Source organism: Actinomyces sp. (assembly GCF_030530635.1).
Taxonomy (GTDB): Bacteria; Actinomycetota; Actinomycetes; order Actinomycetales; family Actinomycetaceae; genus Actinomyces.
This window is the reverse complement of record NZ_JAUMUL010000009.1, coordinates 31,618-46,365: the sequence shown is the minus strand read 5'-3', so window position 1 is coordinate 46,365 and position 14,748 is coordinate 31,618. Positions and strand designations below refer to the sequence as shown.

Annotated in this window: 13 protein-coding genes and 1 pseudogene; 11 read left to right on the top strand and 3 right to left on the bottom strand. The window is 67.4% G+C overall.

The window, feature by feature from the left end; translation table 11 throughout:
- The first annotated feature begins 18 nt into the window (after positions 1-18).
- From Q4A20_RS03955 to Q4A20_RS03935, 5 genes and pseudogenes are all read left to right on the top strand, one after another.
- On the top strand, positions 19-390 hold the full coding sequence (locus Q4A20_RS03955; RefSeq protein WP_303120556.1) for a hypothetical protein: 372 nt from the start codon (positions 19-21) through the stop codon (positions 388-390).
- A 146-nt stretch (positions 391-536) separates the two neighbouring features.
- Positions 537-1,928, top strand: a complete 1,392-nt coding sequence (locus Q4A20_RS03950) for a dicarboxylate/amino acid:cation symporter (protein WP_303120553.1) — start codon at positions 537-539, stop codon at positions 1,926-1,928.
- Positions 1,929-2,250: 322 nt separating this feature from the next.
- The gene (locus Q4A20_RS03945; protein ID WP_303120550.1) at positions 2,251-3,237 is read left to right on the top strand and encodes a malate dehydrogenase; all 987 of its coding nucleotides are present in this window, start codon (positions 2,251-2,253) and stop codon (positions 3,235-3,237) included.
- Between the two features lie 108 nt (positions 3,238-3,345).
- Positions 3,346-3,651, top strand: a pseudogene (locus tag Q4A20_RS03940) (ABC transporter permease subunit); the annotation flags it as partial.
- Between the two features lie 154 nt (positions 3,652-3,805).
- Positions 3,806-4,042, top strand: coding sequence for a hypothetical protein (locus Q4A20_RS03935; RefSeq protein WP_368502427.1), 237 nt, complete (start codon positions 3,806-3,808; stop codon positions 4,040-4,042).
- 11 nt (positions 4,043-4,053) lie between these two features.
- On the opposite strand, the gene Q4A20_RS03930 is transcribed toward Q4A20_RS03935, so the two are convergent.
- Positions 4,054-4,590, bottom strand: coding sequence for a hypothetical protein (locus Q4A20_RS03930; protein WP_303120545.1), 537 nt, complete (start codon positions 4,588-4,590; stop codon positions 4,054-4,056).
- A gap of 65 nt (positions 4,591-4,655) precedes the next feature.
- On the opposite strand from Q4A20_RS03930, the gene Q4A20_RS03925 reads away from it, so the two are divergent.
- Complete coding sequence (locus Q4A20_RS03925) at positions 4,656-5,078, top strand: GntR family transcriptional regulator (RefSeq protein ID WP_303120543.1); 423 nt, start codon at positions 4,656-4,658, stop codon at positions 5,076-5,078.
- Between the two features lie 84 nt (positions 5,079-5,162).
- Here Q4A20_RS03925 and Q4A20_RS03920 read toward each other — a convergent pair whose 3' ends face one another.
- Positions 5,163-6,671 (bottom strand): DivIVA domain-containing protein, encoded by a 1,509-nt coding sequence (locus Q4A20_RS03920; protein ID WP_303120540.1) that lies wholly within the window; start codon positions 6,669-6,671, stop codon positions 5,163-5,165.
- Between the two features lie 381 nt (positions 6,672-7,052).
- Between Q4A20_RS03920 and Q4A20_RS03915 the strand changes: the two genes are divergently transcribed.
- The 3 genes from Q4A20_RS03915 (at position 7,053) to Q4A20_RS03905 (ending at position 10,401) form a co-directional block, all read left to right on the top strand.
- Positions 7,053-8,348, top strand: coding sequence for a hypothetical protein (locus Q4A20_RS03915; RefSeq protein ID WP_303120538.1), 1,296 nt, complete (start codon positions 7,053-7,055; stop codon positions 8,346-8,348).
- Positions 8,345-9,379, top strand: a complete 1,035-nt coding sequence (locus tag Q4A20_RS03910; RefSeq protein WP_303120536.1) for a hypothetical protein — start codon at positions 8,345-8,347, stop codon at positions 9,377-9,379. Before Q4A20_RS03915 ends, Q4A20_RS03910 begins: the two co-directional genes overlap by 4 nt.
- A 104-nt stretch (positions 9,380-9,483) precedes the next feature.
- Positions 9,484-10,401, top strand: coding sequence for a tetratricopeptide repeat protein (locus Q4A20_RS03905; RefSeq protein WP_303120535.1), 918 nt, complete (start codon positions 9,484-9,486; stop codon positions 10,399-10,401).
- A gap of 60 nt (positions 10,402-10,461) precedes the next feature.
- Here Q4A20_RS03905 and Q4A20_RS03900 read toward each other — a convergent pair whose 3' ends face one another.
- Complete coding sequence (locus tag Q4A20_RS03900; protein WP_303120534.1) at positions 10,462-11,280, bottom strand: radical SAM protein; 819 nt, start codon at positions 11,278-11,280, stop codon at positions 10,462-10,464.
- A 149-nt stretch (positions 11,281-11,429) separates the two neighbouring features.
- On the opposite strand from Q4A20_RS03900, the gene Q4A20_RS03895 reads away from it, so the two are divergent.
- On the top strand, positions 11,430-12,284 hold the full coding sequence (locus Q4A20_RS03895) for a DeoR/GlpR family DNA-binding transcription regulator (protein ID WP_303120532.1): 855 nt from the start codon (positions 11,430-11,432) through the stop codon (positions 12,282-12,284).
- Positions 12,281-14,722 (top strand): glycyl radical protein, encoded by a 2,442-nt coding sequence (locus tag Q4A20_RS03890; protein ID WP_303120530.1) that lies wholly within the window; start codon positions 12,281-12,283, stop codon positions 14,720-14,722. Before Q4A20_RS03895 ends, Q4A20_RS03890 begins: the two co-directional genes overlap by 4 nt.
- Positions 14,723-14,748: the final 26 nt, after the last annotated feature.

The window sequence follows — 14,748 nt, the reverse complement described above, 5'->3', positions numbered from 1 at the left end:
CGGGCTAAAGTAGCCGCCGTGACCGACCAGAACCGGGCGTTCGACGGAACGCCGTCGACCCATGAGCGGGCCGATGCCACCGCCGTCGGCCCGGACGGCGGTGCCCAGGGCAACTGCCCCGAACGGCAGCAGCGGTATCGGACTCTTGCCGTGGTCGCCGTCTCCGTGTGTCTAGCCGCCGTGCCGGTGCTGTCTTTGCTGGGACATCGTCGGCTGGCCGTGATCTGGCTCGGTCTGGAGGTGGCGGCGTTGGCCGTCATCCGGATCCAACGGCCCGACGGCACCTGGATCGGCGCCCGCGGACGCACCTTCGACGTGGTCTTCGGAGCGGCGCTCGCCATCGGCCTGTTCTTCCTGTCCTACTACGCGAATCTGCCTCGCGTGCGCTGAACGGCTCGGCCGGGCGGCCTGCTTCCACGGCTGCCCTGGTGGGGGGGCCACTGGGCGATATCGTCGCGCACAGGACGGGGAGGCTGTGGCATTCTTCCGCCCAGCAAGCGGTCACCGACCGACCGATTCCAGCCGGAAGGCAGCCAATGAGCAATCCATCCCCGCGTCCCGAACGTACCGAAGAGCAGTCGTCCTCGGGACCCGTCCGTAGGTTCCTCGCCCGTGGCGGCATCCTGGTGTGGGTGCTGGCCGCCATCATCCTGGCGCTGCTGCTCGGGTCCATCCAGGTGGGCGGCAGGCACCTCGTGCCCGTCCCGATCGGGAGGATCTTCGTAACCTTCTCCGACCTGTTCAGCCAGTTCCTGAGCTTCTCCATCCCGCTGATCATCATCGGCCTGGTCACCCCTGCAATCGCCGACCTGGGGCGGGGAGCCGGCCGCTGGCTCGCCGTCACCGCCGCCATCGCCTACAGCTCCACCCTATTCGCCGGCTTCGTCACCTACCTGGCGTGCGCTGCGATCCTCCCGCCGGTGCTCACCGGGACCACACTCAGCGACGTCGAGGAGCCCGGCAGCGCCCTGGAGACCTACTTCAGCGTCGAGATGCCCGCCCCGGTCAGCGTCATGACCGCGCTGCTGCTCAGCTTCGTGATCGGCATCGGACTGTCCATGGTGCCGCGCGGGGTCATGCGCAAGGGCTTCATCGAGTTCCGGGCCATCATCACCGCCCTGATCGAACGGATCATCATCCCGCTGCTGCCCCTGCACATCTTCGGCATCTTCCTGAACCTGACCTACACCGGCGAGGCCTGGGCGATCATGCACACGCTGCTGCGCGTGGTAGTGGTGGTGTTGGCGCTGGAGGTGGTGATTCTCGGCATTCAATATCTGGTTGCCGGCGCCGTTGGGCGGAAGAACCCCCTCAAGGCGCTGGTCACCATGCTGCCCGCCTACCTGACGGCGCTGGGCACCTCCTCCTCGGCCGCCACCATCCCGGTGACACTGCGGCAGGCCCGCAAGAACGGGGTGGCCGACGCCGTCGCCTCCTTCACCGTACCGCTGTGCGCCACCATCCACCTGGCCGGCTCGACCTCTAAGATCTTCGCCTTCGCCTTCGCCATCGCCCTGACACAGGGCATCAGCGTCTCCGCCGCCCAGTGGATCGGCTTCATCTTCATGCTCGGCATCACCATGGTGGCCGCCCCGGGCGTGCCCGGCGGCGCGATCATGGCTGCCACCGGCCTGCTGTCCAGCATGCTCGGCTTCGACGACGCCCAGGTCGGCCTCATGATCGCCACCTACATCGCCCTGGACGCCTTCGGTACGGCCACCAACGTCACCGGCGACGGCGCCATTGCAATCGTCGTCGACCGGCTCGCCCACGGCCGCATCGGCCCCGAGGGCGACCCGGAGAACACCCGCGAGCTCGCCTTCGATGGCATGAAGTACCTGGACCGGGTCAGCATTGACGGGGTGGTCAGCGCCGAGGAGTTGAAGGCATCGGCCGCCGCGGCCGGTCCCAATGCCGTAAGCCGCTGACACACTGCGCGCTAGCCCTTATCGCCGCCGGCTACGACCGTAAAACGGGGGTACGGCGGTCCAGCCCCGTCTGCTTGGCGGCGCGTTTGAGACTGTTGAGAGCCTTGGGTGCGCCTCTTCGGGGGTGGGGCTCGTAGTGTGGCGGGTGTCGGCGGGTGGTTCGTGCAGACCTGACCGGACCCCGCTGTCGAGATGTCGCCCAGATCTCCCCGGCCGGCGGCGGCCGCTCCGGCCATTGTCCTAACCACTCGCTCAGGTCACGGCATAGGCTTGGCGCACCGGCCCCCCGGGGCCCCAACCGATCGTCTCGAAGGAGTCCTTCATGGCCAACGCCCCCGTCAACATCACCGTCACCGGCGCCGCCGGCAATATCGGCTATGCGCTGCTGTTCCGCATCGCCTCCGGCGCGCTGCTCGGCCCCGACCAGCGCGTCAACCTGCGTCTGCTCGAGATCCCGCAGGCCGTCAAGGCTGCCGAGGGGACTGCCATGGAGCTGTTCGACTCGGCCTTCTCCACGCTCGGCACCGTCGACATCTTCGACGACCCCAAGCAGGCCTTCGAGGGCGCCAATATCGCCTTCCTGGTCGGCTCCATGCCGCGCAAGGCCGGCATGGAGCGCTCCGACCTGCTGTCCGCCAACGGCGGCATCTTCGGCCCCCAGGGTGAGGCTCTCGGCGCCGGCGCCGCCGACGACATCAAGGTGCTCGTGGTCGGCAACCCCGCCAACACCAACGCGCTCATTGCCGCCTCACACGCCGGCGACATCCCGGCCTCCCGCTTCACCGCGATGACCCGCCTGGACCACAACCGGGCCCTGGCCCAGCTGGCCGCTAAGGCCAACTGCCACGTCTCCGACATCGACAAAGTCACCATCTGGGGCAACCACTCCACCACCCAGTACCCCGACCTGACGCAGGCGACCATCAAGGGAGAGCCGGTCACCGACATTCTGGCCGACCGTACGTGGGTGGAGGATGACTTCATCCCCACCGTCGCCAAGCGCGGCGCTGCCATCATTGAGGCCCGCGGCGCCTCCTCGGCCGCCTCGGTCGCCTCGGCCGCCATCGACCACGTCCGCGACTGGTGCCTGGGCACCACCTCGGCGTGGACCTCGGCGGCGGTCATGTCCGACGGCTCCTACGGGGTCCCCGAGGGCGTCATTTCCTCCTTCCCCTGCACTGCCGAGAACGGGGAGTGGAAGATCGTTCAGGGCCTGGAGATCGACGACTTCTCCCGTACGAAGATCGACGCCTCCGCTGCGGAACTCGTCGAGGAGAAGAACGCCGTCGCCGACATGGGCCTGATCTGAGTCCGGTCGCTGGCGATCTCGGGACCCCGGCTCCGCTGCGGAGTCGGGGTCCTTAGTTTTCGCGTTAACCGGGACGCAAGCCACCAACCACACCCTCAAACGCGAAGAGCCGGGATGCTGCGCACTTACTTCTCGGTAGTGCTGCCCATCTCGGTGCCCAGCTTCGTGGTGGTGATCATCTGGCAGTTCACCAGTGCCTGGAACGACTTCCTATTCGCCCTGTTCTTCGGCGGCGGGGCTCAGTCCGGACCGGTTACGCTGGCGCTGAACAACCTGGCGCACGGCTCGATCATGGCCGATTACGGCGCCTCAATGTCCGGCGCGCTGATCGCCTCCGTGCCGACGCTGCTGGTATACATCTTCCTCGGCAAGTACTTCGTCGGCGGCCTGATGGCCGGCTCCGTGAAAGGCTGAACGCAGGCGTTCCCGCACCCGCCTGCACCGAGACCGCTCGAAGTCACGTCCCGATATCGGTTGAAGTGGTCGGCGCGCTACAGTCGTCTCCATGGCACGTCGAGGATCCCGCAGCTCCAAAAGGCCCTACGGGGCGGGGCACAGGCCCCTTGACATGGACCGCCTGTCCTCCCTGCCACGTACTCAGGCCGGCCCCGGGGGTGCGCAGTTCACCGTGCGGCAGGTACGAGGAGGGGGGAAGCCCTACATCTGCCCGGGCTGTAACCAGACGATTCCCGCCGGTACTCCGCATATCGTGGCTTGGAGCAACGAGTCGTTGTTCGGCCCTGAACGCGGCCTTGAGGAGCGGCGCCACTGGCACACCTCCTGCTGGGAACGTGGCCTGTGGTGACAAGAGCGGTTTCAGGCCAGGGGATCGGGGGAGCGCTTCTCCCAGCCCGGTAGCAGCCGGTCCAGAGCGGTGCGCAGCGGCACGATGTCCCCGTCGCGTCCGCCTTCGCCGATTGTCATGGGCACCGGTTCTTCTGTAGGCGTCACCCCGAACAGTCGATCGCGCATACTGAGTGACCGGGTGAGGATGTAGAAGCGACCCGCAGTGTCAATCGCCACCGACTGGTCCTGGCGCAGATACCAGCCGTTCAGCGGGGTACGCGCCGACCCGCCCCCGTAGCCCCGCACCCGCAGCGGTGCCGCCTCTAGTCCCTCCGCCTCGGCCACAGCGACGAACAAGGACACGATGCGCGCGGCTCGTCGGTGCTCCGCATCCTGCCGCGCCGCAAGCATGCGGGCCCGCTCCGAGGCCGCGTCACGACGGCGTTGCGCCCAGTCAGCCTCCGGCCTGCCGGCATGCGCGACGTCGGCGGACCCTGGTGACTCCAAGCGGTCATCGGTGCCGGATGTGGAGCGTGCGGGGAAGGAGTCGGTATCGGAGAGGGGCATGCGTATAGCCTACGAGACGCGGCGTAAGTGTGGTGTAACTCGCATTGTTGTCGCACACTAGAAGCATGGACACGCCCGCTCAGCCCCCGCAACACCTTTCCAAACCGACCGCGCCGTCGATATCCATGCCCCGGTTCGCCCCGCTCGACATCCGCCTGGACCCAAGCTCCACGGTGCCGGTCTTCTCGCAGATCTGCGCAGCTGTCAGTGCTGACATCGATGCTGGCATCCTGCCGGCAGGTACCCGTCTGCCTCCCACGCGTGCGCTCGCCACCGATCTGAACATCGCCGTCAATACGGCGGCGAAGGCCTATCGGGCACTCGAGATCCAGGGGTACATCGAAGGACGTGGTCGTCGCGGCACATTCGTCCGGGACCAGTCGGGGGCGGCGAGTGAACGTGAGGTACAGCGTTTTGTCACTACCATGCACGCCCTGGGCGTGTCCGTGGATGACACGCTCGACATGGTCCGTCGGGCCTGGCCCTGATCGGCACCTGCAGCGGATGACAGGCAGGGCCAGAGCGTCGGAGCCGGACTCTGGCGGCGGAGCCCGGCTCCGACGGGTGGTGCGTCAGGAGACCAGCTTCTTGCCGCGTGGAGTCCGCGGCTTGTTGGTGGTATTGGCGGTGGCATCGGCATCCGAGTCCGGATCAACTGCGGGTGCATCCGCTGCCGCGTTCGTGTCGGCTGCGGCCTGGTCCCGGTTGGGGACAGTGTCCGTTTCGGCGTCATCGGCGGCTGCATCCGCCGTCGCATCCGGTGCCGTGATATCTGCCCCTTCGACGTTCACGACCTCGGCGATCACATCGGAGAAGACCGGTGTGGGGGGAATGATATTGCCGAGAACACCGCGCATCTCGTCCAAGTAATTGGCCACGGAGTCGCGCTGACGCTCCAGCTCCTCCACCTCCCGGGCGGCCGCCGACTTCTCAGCATCCGCGTCGGCCCGGGCGTCATCGACCATCTGCTTCGCCTCATCCCGGGCCTGTTGCAGAATCTCCTCCGCCTGACGAATGGACTCCTCACGGCGCGCCTGCGCGGACTGATCCGTCTGGGCCCGCACCGCCTCGGCACGCTCTAGCGCCTCCTGCAATCGGGACTCGGCTGCAGCGGCCTGTGCTTGGGCCTGCTCGTGCATCTCGGCGATGCGGGCACGCGTCTCCTCGTGAGCGGCGGCATCCTCCTTTGCGGCGGCCTCGTGCGCTGCGGCGACATCGAGCGTTGCCTGCTGACGCAATTCGGCTGCCTCCGCGCGTGCGGACTCGGCCTCGGCCTGTGCGACTCGGCGCAGTTCCTCGGACTCGCGGCGCGCCGTGGTCAGGAGTTCATCGGCCTCGCTGCGGGCCTTCTCGACAGTGAGGTTGGCCTCCTCGCGCGCAGAGGCGAGGATGGCGTCGGCCTGCTCTGAGGACGTGCGACGCAGGTCCTCCGCCTCCTGAGTGGCCGCGGCACGCAGGGCGGTGGTCTCGCGCTCGGAGGAGATGGCCAGTTCTGCGGCGGCCTTCTTCGCCTCGGCACGTACGAGCTGCGCCTCCCGCTCCGCTGTCGCGCGCAACTCGGTGGCATCCGATTCGGCATCGGCGGAAATCTGTGCGGCCCGCCGCTCGGCGGTACCCACCAGCTCGTCTGCACGCGCCTGGGCATTGGCCAGAGTGGTCTCCGCCTCATTCTCGGATCGCGTACGAAGTTCAGCGGCGTCGCGGCGCGCATCCGACAGGAGTGCCGCCGCCTCGGAGGAGCTGCGTTCAGACAGATTCGCGGCATTCGCGCGGGTGCGTGTCAGTAGGGCATTGGCCTCAGCGTTTGCCTTGGACAGGACGGAGGCGCTCTGCTCCTCGGCGTTGCGAAGCAGTTGCTCGATGCGCGAGCCCAGACCGGCATAAGTCGGCTTATCTGTCTCCCGCAGACGGCGCTGCGCCTCAGCAAGCTCGCCGGCCAGGGTCATGGCCCGTTGATCAAGGCTGGCGACCTCTCTGCGGGCATCCCTCAACTGGCGGTTGAGCGCTTCCAATCGCTGATCCACCTGCGCGCGGTCGTATCCGCGCATAGTGACGGCGAACTCTTCGGTGTCCTCGGCCACGTCAAATCTCCTCCTGGGCCGGGTCGGGACGGCCCCACCGTCCCAGCGTAGCCCCTGGCCAATTCGCATGGAATCGGCAGGCTCTCACCGTTATCGCCCTTCCTCGCCGACCGCCCGGCCCGGTCCCGCATAGGCCTTGGCGGGCGAATCGAATCGGCGCCTGCGTGGTGCAATCCGACTACCGCCCGACCTGGCCCTAGGTTTCCGCTTATGGCGCAGCAACCTGTGATCTTGGTCGGGATCGGTGCGAACCGTTGGCCGTCATGGGATTCTGGAGCCCGGCCGCCTCAGGCGTCGTCCCTGCGACGTCCGTGCGAGTCTCGCACGCCTGCCGTCCTCAGTCGGCGGGTCCATGTCCACCAATCCTAGGAGAACCACGTCGTGAATCGACGGATCCTGAGCGTGATCATCGCCGTTCTCGGCTTGATCGCCATTGTCTTGGCAGTCTGTTCCGCCACCGTGTGGCGTCCGAACTCAACCGCCCGTGCCAGCCTCGCCCAGAACCCGGACCAGCGCTATGTAATCACCGAGCCGGGTGTTCTGAGCCTTGTCGACACCGACGTTGAAGTGTCGGCCACGGCCGCATCCGCCGACGAGCAGGTGCTCATCGCCGTCGGCCACGCGCAGGACGTGTATGCGTGGCTCGCCTCGGATCCCTACACAGTGGTGACCGGCCTGACTGACTGGGACACGCTCGCATCGAGTGCGGTTACCACCTCCTGTCCGCAGGATGAGAACAACACTGAGAACAGCACCGCGACCGCTAGTGCCTCGGTCCCCGATGCCGAGAACACCGCTGATGCCACGGCTACCGCTGCGACTGATGAGGACGGTTGTACCGTACTGGAGAACAGCGGCGCCAATCCCGCGGATTCAGACCTATGGCTGACTACGAAGACAGGGACCGGGTCGGCCACGCTCGAGCTGGACACCTCCGGTTCTGACCTTGTCGCGCTGGTCGCCACCGACGGAACGTCCAACGCCCCCCAGCTGACACTGTCCTGGCCGCGGCATGTGTCCACCCCCTGGCTGATTCCCGGGCTGATCCTGGGCGGTCTGCTGCTGCTCGTGGGTGTGTTCCTGTTCCTGATCGACATTCAGGTGCGTCATGCCGATGAGCAGCGTCGTGCCCGCGCCGCCGATCGCGCCGCCCGCATGGCGCAGGCCGATTCCGTGGCCACGGTGGGGATCCCCAGCATCGGCGATCCGAATCGCCCCCTTACTCGCCGCGAGCAGCGTGACAAGGAGCGCGCCGAGCGGACCGGTGAGGAATGGATCGACCCCCGCACCGGCGCCGTCTACCGGGGCGGCGTCGAAGCACCCGCTGTTCCTGAGGCCTCGCCTGCCTCAGACGCGGTGGAGGCCTCCGGGCCGGCCCGGGGAAGCGCTGTCGTGCCGGGCCTGGATGCCCAGGCCACTGCCGCCCACCGCTCGACTCGTGAGCTGGACACCGGGACACCTTTCGCCGTCTCCGGCCAGGAGATAGATGGCGCGCAGCAGCCGGCGGAGCACGTCGCCTCCGAGACGGCTGAGTTCAGCTGGGAGGGATTCGGCGGTCTGTCCGAATACGCCCGGACCAGCGGCGTCGACGCCGTGGACGCCTATGGCGAGCCTGAGGATGGCGCCTCCGGCACGAACGAAACCACCGACGAGTCCGACCAGGAGCATCACGCATGAACACCAGCCGCCGTGCCTTCTTCACCTCAGCGGCCGCGACCGCAGTCGCTGCTGCACTCGCCGCCTGCTCTCAGGACGTGCCCACGAAGGCGGCTGCCACCGGCACTGCCTCACCTCAGCCGGTGCTGGACTCGGACCGGCTCACCGCGATCCTCAAACGAATCCAGACCGGCCTGAACACGGCAGACGCGGACAAGAACGCGGACGCGTTGACCGGCTACCTCACCGGTCCGGCTGCCCGCGTGCGCGGTGAGGAGTACGCCGTAGCCAAGGCCGCCTCGGACGACACCTTCGTACACGTCTTCACCACCGACAGCCAGGCCGGGACCGTCGCGCTGGCCACCGACTTCCCCCGCACTGTGCTGACCATCACGGAATTCGCTGACAACGAGCAGGGATATCTGCTCGCCCTCACCCAGGACTCCGCCCGCGAGAATTACCAGCTGTGGGGCTGGACTCAGTTCTTCGCCGGTGTGGAGATCCCCTCCACCTACGCTCCGGCGATCGGCACCGAGCAGATCGCCGCCGACGACGCCACCGGTCTTAAGGCCAGCCCGCAGCAGGTGCTTGACGCCTACGTTGACGCCCTCAACAAACCGGACGGGGAAAACGGCAAGGCCTTCGCCGACGACGTCCTGCGTCAGCGCATCGCGGCCGAACGCGCCGTTGACCTGTCCAATGCGGGTGAAGTCAGTGTGACCGCCCAGGCGGGTGCGGACGGATTCAAGAGTCTTCGCACCGCCGACGGCGGCGTAATCACCATGACAACGCTGAGCTTCGCCACCGTATACAAGAAGACAGTGGCCGGCTCCACCCTCTCGCTGGCCGACAGTACGGTCGGCGCCCTGATGGGTGACAATCAGGAGGTGGCGGGCACGGTGACTGCCAACTACGACGTCATGGTCGCCTTCCTGATTCCGGCTGCCGAGGCCGATACCTCAGCTACCGCCCTGGGCATGGACCTGGTGCTCGCCTCGGTATCCCGCGACGACTCTCAGGCCCCGGCCGAGAACACGCAGACCGCGAACTGACGCCCCCGGCGAACGGGTAGGGCGGTCTGCCCGTGTGAGGACTACGCTCCCACTCGTAACCGAGCGAATGAACAACTGCGGGCACAGCCCGGGAAAGGCCCATCATGAGCATGTTCGGTGCCGTCGATCTGTCCTCGCTAGCCCCCAAGCAGGGGGCCGCCTCCGCCGCCGCATCTGCGGATGCCGGACCGACGACGGGACGTATGGGTGGGCTCGTCGTCGACGTTGACGCACAGAACTTGCGTGAGGTCGCGGAGGGGTCATCTCGCGTACCGGTGGTGGTTGTGCTGCACACTTCCCGTTCGCAGGCGTCCACGGACCTGGCGTCTGTCCTGGAGCGTTTGGCCGGCGAGTATGCGGGACGATTCCAGCTGGCTCGTGTGGACGTGGATGCCGCTCCGGAGGTGGCGCAGGCGCTGCAGGCCACGGCGGTGCCCACCGTCGTGGCTCTGATCGCCGGGCAACCGGTGCCCATGTTCCAGGGGGGCATTCCGGAGGAGCAATTGCGCCCCCTGCTCGACCAGTTGCTGGAGGTAGCCGCACGTAACGGTGTTGACGGACGCATCGCCGTTGAGTCTGCCGAGCCGAGTGCGCCGGATGAGCCGGAGGAGACGGAGGTCGAGCGGCAGGCACGTGAGGCTATTGAGCGCGGTGACTGGGCCGGGGCGGAGGCCGTTTACGACCGCGCCATCGCCAACTCGCCCGCCGACGATGAGCTGAAGGCGGCCCGTGACCAGGTTCGTTTGCTCGCACGCATGGACGGGCAGGACCCGACTGCGCTGCTGGCCACGGCCGACGCTCCCGGCGCGGATTTGGACGCCCAACTCGCCGGGGCGGATGCGGCCCTCGCCCTGGGGGACGTGAACGCCTGCTTGGGGCGCGCTCTGGAGGCCGTGCGCGCTCACGCCGGCGAAGAACGCGAACATGCCCGGCTGCGGCTGCTCGAACTGTTCGCCGTCATCGGCGCCACGTCCCCGGAGGTCGCCCGCGCCCGCCGCCAGCTGGCCACCATCCTGTACTGACCTGTATTGAGCGATTACCGGTATTGCGTCATCGCAGCATCGGTTGTTGTGCGGGACCTGTTAGAAGTACGCATTGACTCCTGCGCGCACCATGGCGTCGCGATAGTCCGTCAGCTCCTCGGGGTGCAGTGCCGGGACTCCGGCCATGCGGTAGGGACGTCCCAGTAGCGTGTACTTGCGCTCGCCGAACTGGTGGAAGGGCAGCAGCTGGACGCGCTCGACCCCGAGCGAGCACAGCAGGGCGGCGAAGGCGGTTGCGTCGTCGAGGGCGTCGTTGACGCCGGGAACGACAGGGATGCGCACCTGCGTGCGGATGCCGCGCTCGAGTGCACGAGACAGGTTGCGCAACGGCAGATCACTGTAGCCGCCGGTCCAACGCTTGTGCGCATCGCGCTCATGATGCTTGATGTCAATGAGCAGATGGTCGAGGTGGTCCAGTGCCCGGTCGAACACGCGCGGCGCCACATGCCCCGTCGACTCCATCGCGGTATGTATGCCGCGTTGCTGCAGCTCCTGGAGCAGCGCCGTCGCGAAGACGTGCTGCATCATCGGCTCGCCGCCCGAGAGCGTGACGCCGCCGCCCGACTCCTCGAAGAACGGCCGGTCGGCCTCGCACTCCTTGAGCACCTCCGCCAGCGTATGCGGCCTGCCCGCGGGGGTCGCCTCACCGGTGCTGGGATCGAGGAGCTGCTCGATGCCGGGATTGATGGACTCGGGGTTGGCGCACCAGGGGCAGGCCAGCGGGCAGCCCTTGAGGAACACAACCGTGCGAATGCCCGGCCCGTCGTGCAGCGAGAAGCGCTGAATGTTGAACACAACTGCGGTGTTGTCCGCGCGATGGGACGCCTCGTTAGGTGAGATGAGCGGCTGCGAGGCCATAACCCAGGTCCTTTCGTTTGAAACTAGTATAACTTGCGAACGAAGGACTAAGGACCTATGTTTGAAGCATCTGGTCTGTCTAGCGTGGTGTCAACGCTTCAAACGAAGCGCTTCACAGCTGCGTACGATAGGAAAGGGGGGTGGAGTCCATGAGTAACCGTCAAACCACTCTCCTTGAGGCGATTGTTGCCGCTGGGCGCGTCGCCGTCACCGAACTCGCGCAGCTGGCCGAGGTCTCCGCCGTCACCATACGCAAGGACCTGGACGCTCTGGAATCGCGCGGCCTGATCCGCCGGGAGCGCGGCTTCGCCGTGCTGGTCTCCGCGGACGATCCGGCCGGCCGCCTCGCCTACCACTACGCGGACAAGGCGCGCATCGCCCGGGCCGCGGCCAGCACCGTCCACGACGGCGAAACCGTTATGGTGGAAGCAGGCTCATGCTGCACGCTGCTGGCTGAGCAGATCGCCACCCAGCACTCCGGCACGACGATCATCACCAACTCGGCCTTCATCGCCGATCGGCTGCGCGCCTTCCCTGCCACTCGGGCCATCCTCCTGGGCGGTGAGCAGCAGCCGGACTCACGCGTCATGGTCGGCCCCATGGTTGAGTTGTGCGCGCAGCAGTTCCTGGTCGACCGGCTCTTCGTCGGCACCGACGGCTTCACCGCCCAGCTCGGCTTCACCGCACGCGACTACCTGCGCGCCACCGCCGTACGGGCGCTGGCCCAGCGGGCCGAACACGTCGTCGTCGTCACTGAGTCCGAGAAGCTCGGCGGACACGGGCCCGTACCGCTGCTGCCCGCCTCGGCCGTGTCCACCGTATGGACCGACGCGGCGGGAGACCCCGCCCAGATCGCCGCGCTGACCGACTCCGGCGTCCGGGTCCTCACCGTATCGCCGTCGGGCGCCACCACCACCCACAGCGCCACCGCCGGCGCAACCACCAGGCCCACGGCCTTGATCCGCACGGGCGCGGGCACGCTAGAAGAGGAACAATCGTCATGACAACCATTGCCCAATCCGCGCCCACAGCCCGCGGCGGCCCCCACTTCGGCGGTCTCACCGACCGCATGGCCGCCTGGCGCGAGGAGATTCTGGACACCGAACCCAGTGTCTGTGTTGACCGCGCGGTCATCACTACGCAGACCTACCGGGACCACGCCGATCAGCCCCTGAACATGATCCGGGCCCTCACGCTCAAGAACGTGCTCGAACGGATGACCATCTACATCGAGCCCGCCTCCCGGCTGGCCGGCAACCAGGCGAGCGCCAACCGGGCCGCCCCCATCATGCCCGAATACGCCATGGACTGGGTGATCGACGAGCTCGACGAGTTCGGCAAGCGCCCCGGGGACCGCTTCACCATCTCCGAGGAGGCCAAGCAGACGCTGCGGGAGATCGCCCCGTTCTGGCGGGGCCGCACCCTCAAGGAGCACGCCCTGGCTCTCATGCCCGCGGACTCCAAGCGCTTCTATGACCTGGGCATCATCCACCCCGAGGGCAACATCACCTCGGGGGACGCCCACATAGCCGTCAACTACCGGCGCCTGCTCGCCGACGGCCTGGCCACCTACCGGCGGCGCGCCCAGGAGGCGCTCGACACCCTGGACCTGACCGACCCCGCACAGCTCGAGCAGGCCCCCTTCTACCACAGCCTCATCGTCGTCTTCGACGCCGTCATCGCCTTCGCCCACCGCTACGCCGACCTCGCCGAGCAGCTCGCCGCCGCCGAGACCGCCCCGGACCGCCGCTCCGAGCTGCGGGAGATGGCCCGCGTGCTGCGGGTTGCTCCAGAGCACCCGGCCACCACCTTCCACGAGGCCGTGCAGTCGATCTGGCTCGTGCATGTGGCCCTGCAAATCGAGTCCAATGGTCACTCCCTGTCCTACGGGCGCCTGGACCAGTACCTGTGGCCCTTCCTACGTGAGGACCTCGAGGCCGGCCGTGAGACCGATGCCTCCGCCACCGAACTGCTGACCAACCTGTGGCTGAAGACCTTCACCGTCAACAAGATCCGCTCCTGGAGCCACACCCGGTTCTCCGCCGGCAGCCCCCTGTACCAGAACGTCACCATCGGCGGCCAGCACGCCGATGGCTCGGACGCCGTCAATCACCTGTCCTACCTCATCATCACCTCCGTGGCCCAGACCCACCTGCCCCAGCCGAACCTGACCGTGCGCTACCACCACGGCCTGAGCGACAACTTCATGAACGAGGCCATCGAGCTCATGCGGCTGGGTACCGGCATGCCGGCCTTCAACAGCGACGAGGTCATCATCCCCTCGCTGATTGAGCGCGGGGTGGCCCCCGAGGACGCCCACGACTACTCGGCGATCGGCTGCGTCGAGGTCGCCGTCCCGGGCCGCTGGGGATACCGCTGCACCGGCATGAGCTTCCTCAACTTCCCCAAGGCGCTTCTGGTTGCGCTCAACGACGGCGTCGACCCCGCCTCCGGAACCCGACTGGCGCCGGCCTGCGGGCACCTGCGGGACATGACCTCCTTCGACCAGGTCATGTCCGCGTGGGACTCCACCATCCGCGAGTTCCAGCGCAACTGCATCGTGCTGGACGCCGCCTGCGACCTCGCCCTGGAGCACCAGGTCCCCGACCTGCTGTGCTCCGGACTGGTGGACGACTGCATCGGCCGCGGCAAGACCCTCAAGGAGGGCGGCGCCGTCTACGACTTCGTCTCCGGCCTCCAGGTCGGCATCGCCAACCTCGGTGACTCCCTGGCCGCCATCAAGAAGGTCGTCTTCGAGGACCACGCCATCACCGGCGCCCAGCTGTGGAAGGCCCTCCAGTCCGACTTCGCCGGAGAGGAGGGTGAGCGGATCCGTAAGCTCCTGGTCGCCGCCCCCAAGTACGGCAACGACGACGACTACGTGGACGACCTGCTGGTGCGGGCCTACGCCACCGACATCGACGAGATCTTCAAGTACAGGAACTCCCGTTACGGGCGTGGCCCGATAGGCGGGACCTACTACGCAGGCACCTCTTCCATCTCCGCGAACGTGCCGCAGGGCGCCTCCACGGCGGCCACCCCCGACGGTCGTCACGCCGGCCAGCCGCTCGCGGAGGGCTGCTCGCCGAGCCACGGCGCCGACGTCAACGGCCCGACCGCGGTGTTCAAGTCGGTCTCCAAGTTGGACACCGAGCGCATCACCGGGGGCGTGCTGCTGAACCAGAAGGTCAATCCGCAGATCCTGGCAGCGCCCGAGGATCGGGCGAAGCTCATCGCCATGCTGCGTGCCTTCTTCAACCGACTCCACGGTTTCCACGTCCAGTACAACGTGGTCGACCGCGCCATGCTCTTGGACGCCCAGGCGCACCCCGAGCAGCACCGCGACCTGATCGTTCGCGTCGCCGGCTACAGCGCCTTCTTCGTGGTGCTGTCCAAGCAGACCCAGGACGACATCATCGCCCGCACCGAGCAGACCCTCTGACGGCCGGCATCCAACGACGAGGCAGG

Excerpts from the sequence above, each read along its gene's own strand:
- Q4A20_RS03950 (WP_303120553.1), top strand. The coding sequence starts at position 537 with ATGAGCAATCCATCCCCGCGTCCCGAACGTACCGAAGAGCAGTCGTCC.
- Q4A20_RS03945 (WP_303120550.1), top strand. The coding sequence starts at position 2,251 with ATGGCCAACGCCCCCGTCAACATCACCGTCACCGGCGCCGCCGGCAAT.
- Q4A20_RS03935 (WP_368502427.1), top strand. The coding sequence starts at position 3,806 with ATGGACCGCCTGTCCTCCCTGCCACGTACTCAGGCCGGCCCCGGGGGT.
- Q4A20_RS03930 (WP_303120545.1), bottom strand. The coding sequence starts at position 4,590 with ATGCCCCTCTCCGATACCGACTCCTTCCCCGCACGCTCCACATCCGGC.
- Q4A20_RS03925 (WP_303120543.1), top strand. The coding sequence starts at position 4,656 with ATGGACACGCCCGCTCAGCCCCCGCAACACCTTTCCAAACCGACCGCG.
- Q4A20_RS03910 (WP_303120536.1), top strand. The coding sequence starts at position 8,345 with ATGAACACCAGCCGCCGTGCCTTCTTCACCTCAGCGGCCGCGACCGCA.
- Q4A20_RS03905 (WP_303120535.1), top strand. The coding sequence starts at position 9,484 with ATGAGCATGTTCGGTGCCGTCGATCTGTCCTCGCTAGCCCCCAAGCAG.
- Q4A20_RS03900 (WP_303120534.1), bottom strand. The coding sequence starts at position 11,280 with ATGGCCTCGCAGCCGCTCATCTCACCTAACGAGGCGTCCCATCGCGCG.
- Q4A20_RS03895 (WP_303120532.1), top strand. The coding sequence starts at position 11,430 with ATGAGTAACCGTCAAACCACTCTCCTTGAGGCGATTGTTGCCGCTGGG.
- Q4A20_RS03890 (WP_303120530.1), top strand. The coding sequence starts at position 12,281 with ATGACAACCATTGCCCAATCCGCGCCCACAGCCCGCGGCGGCCCCCAC.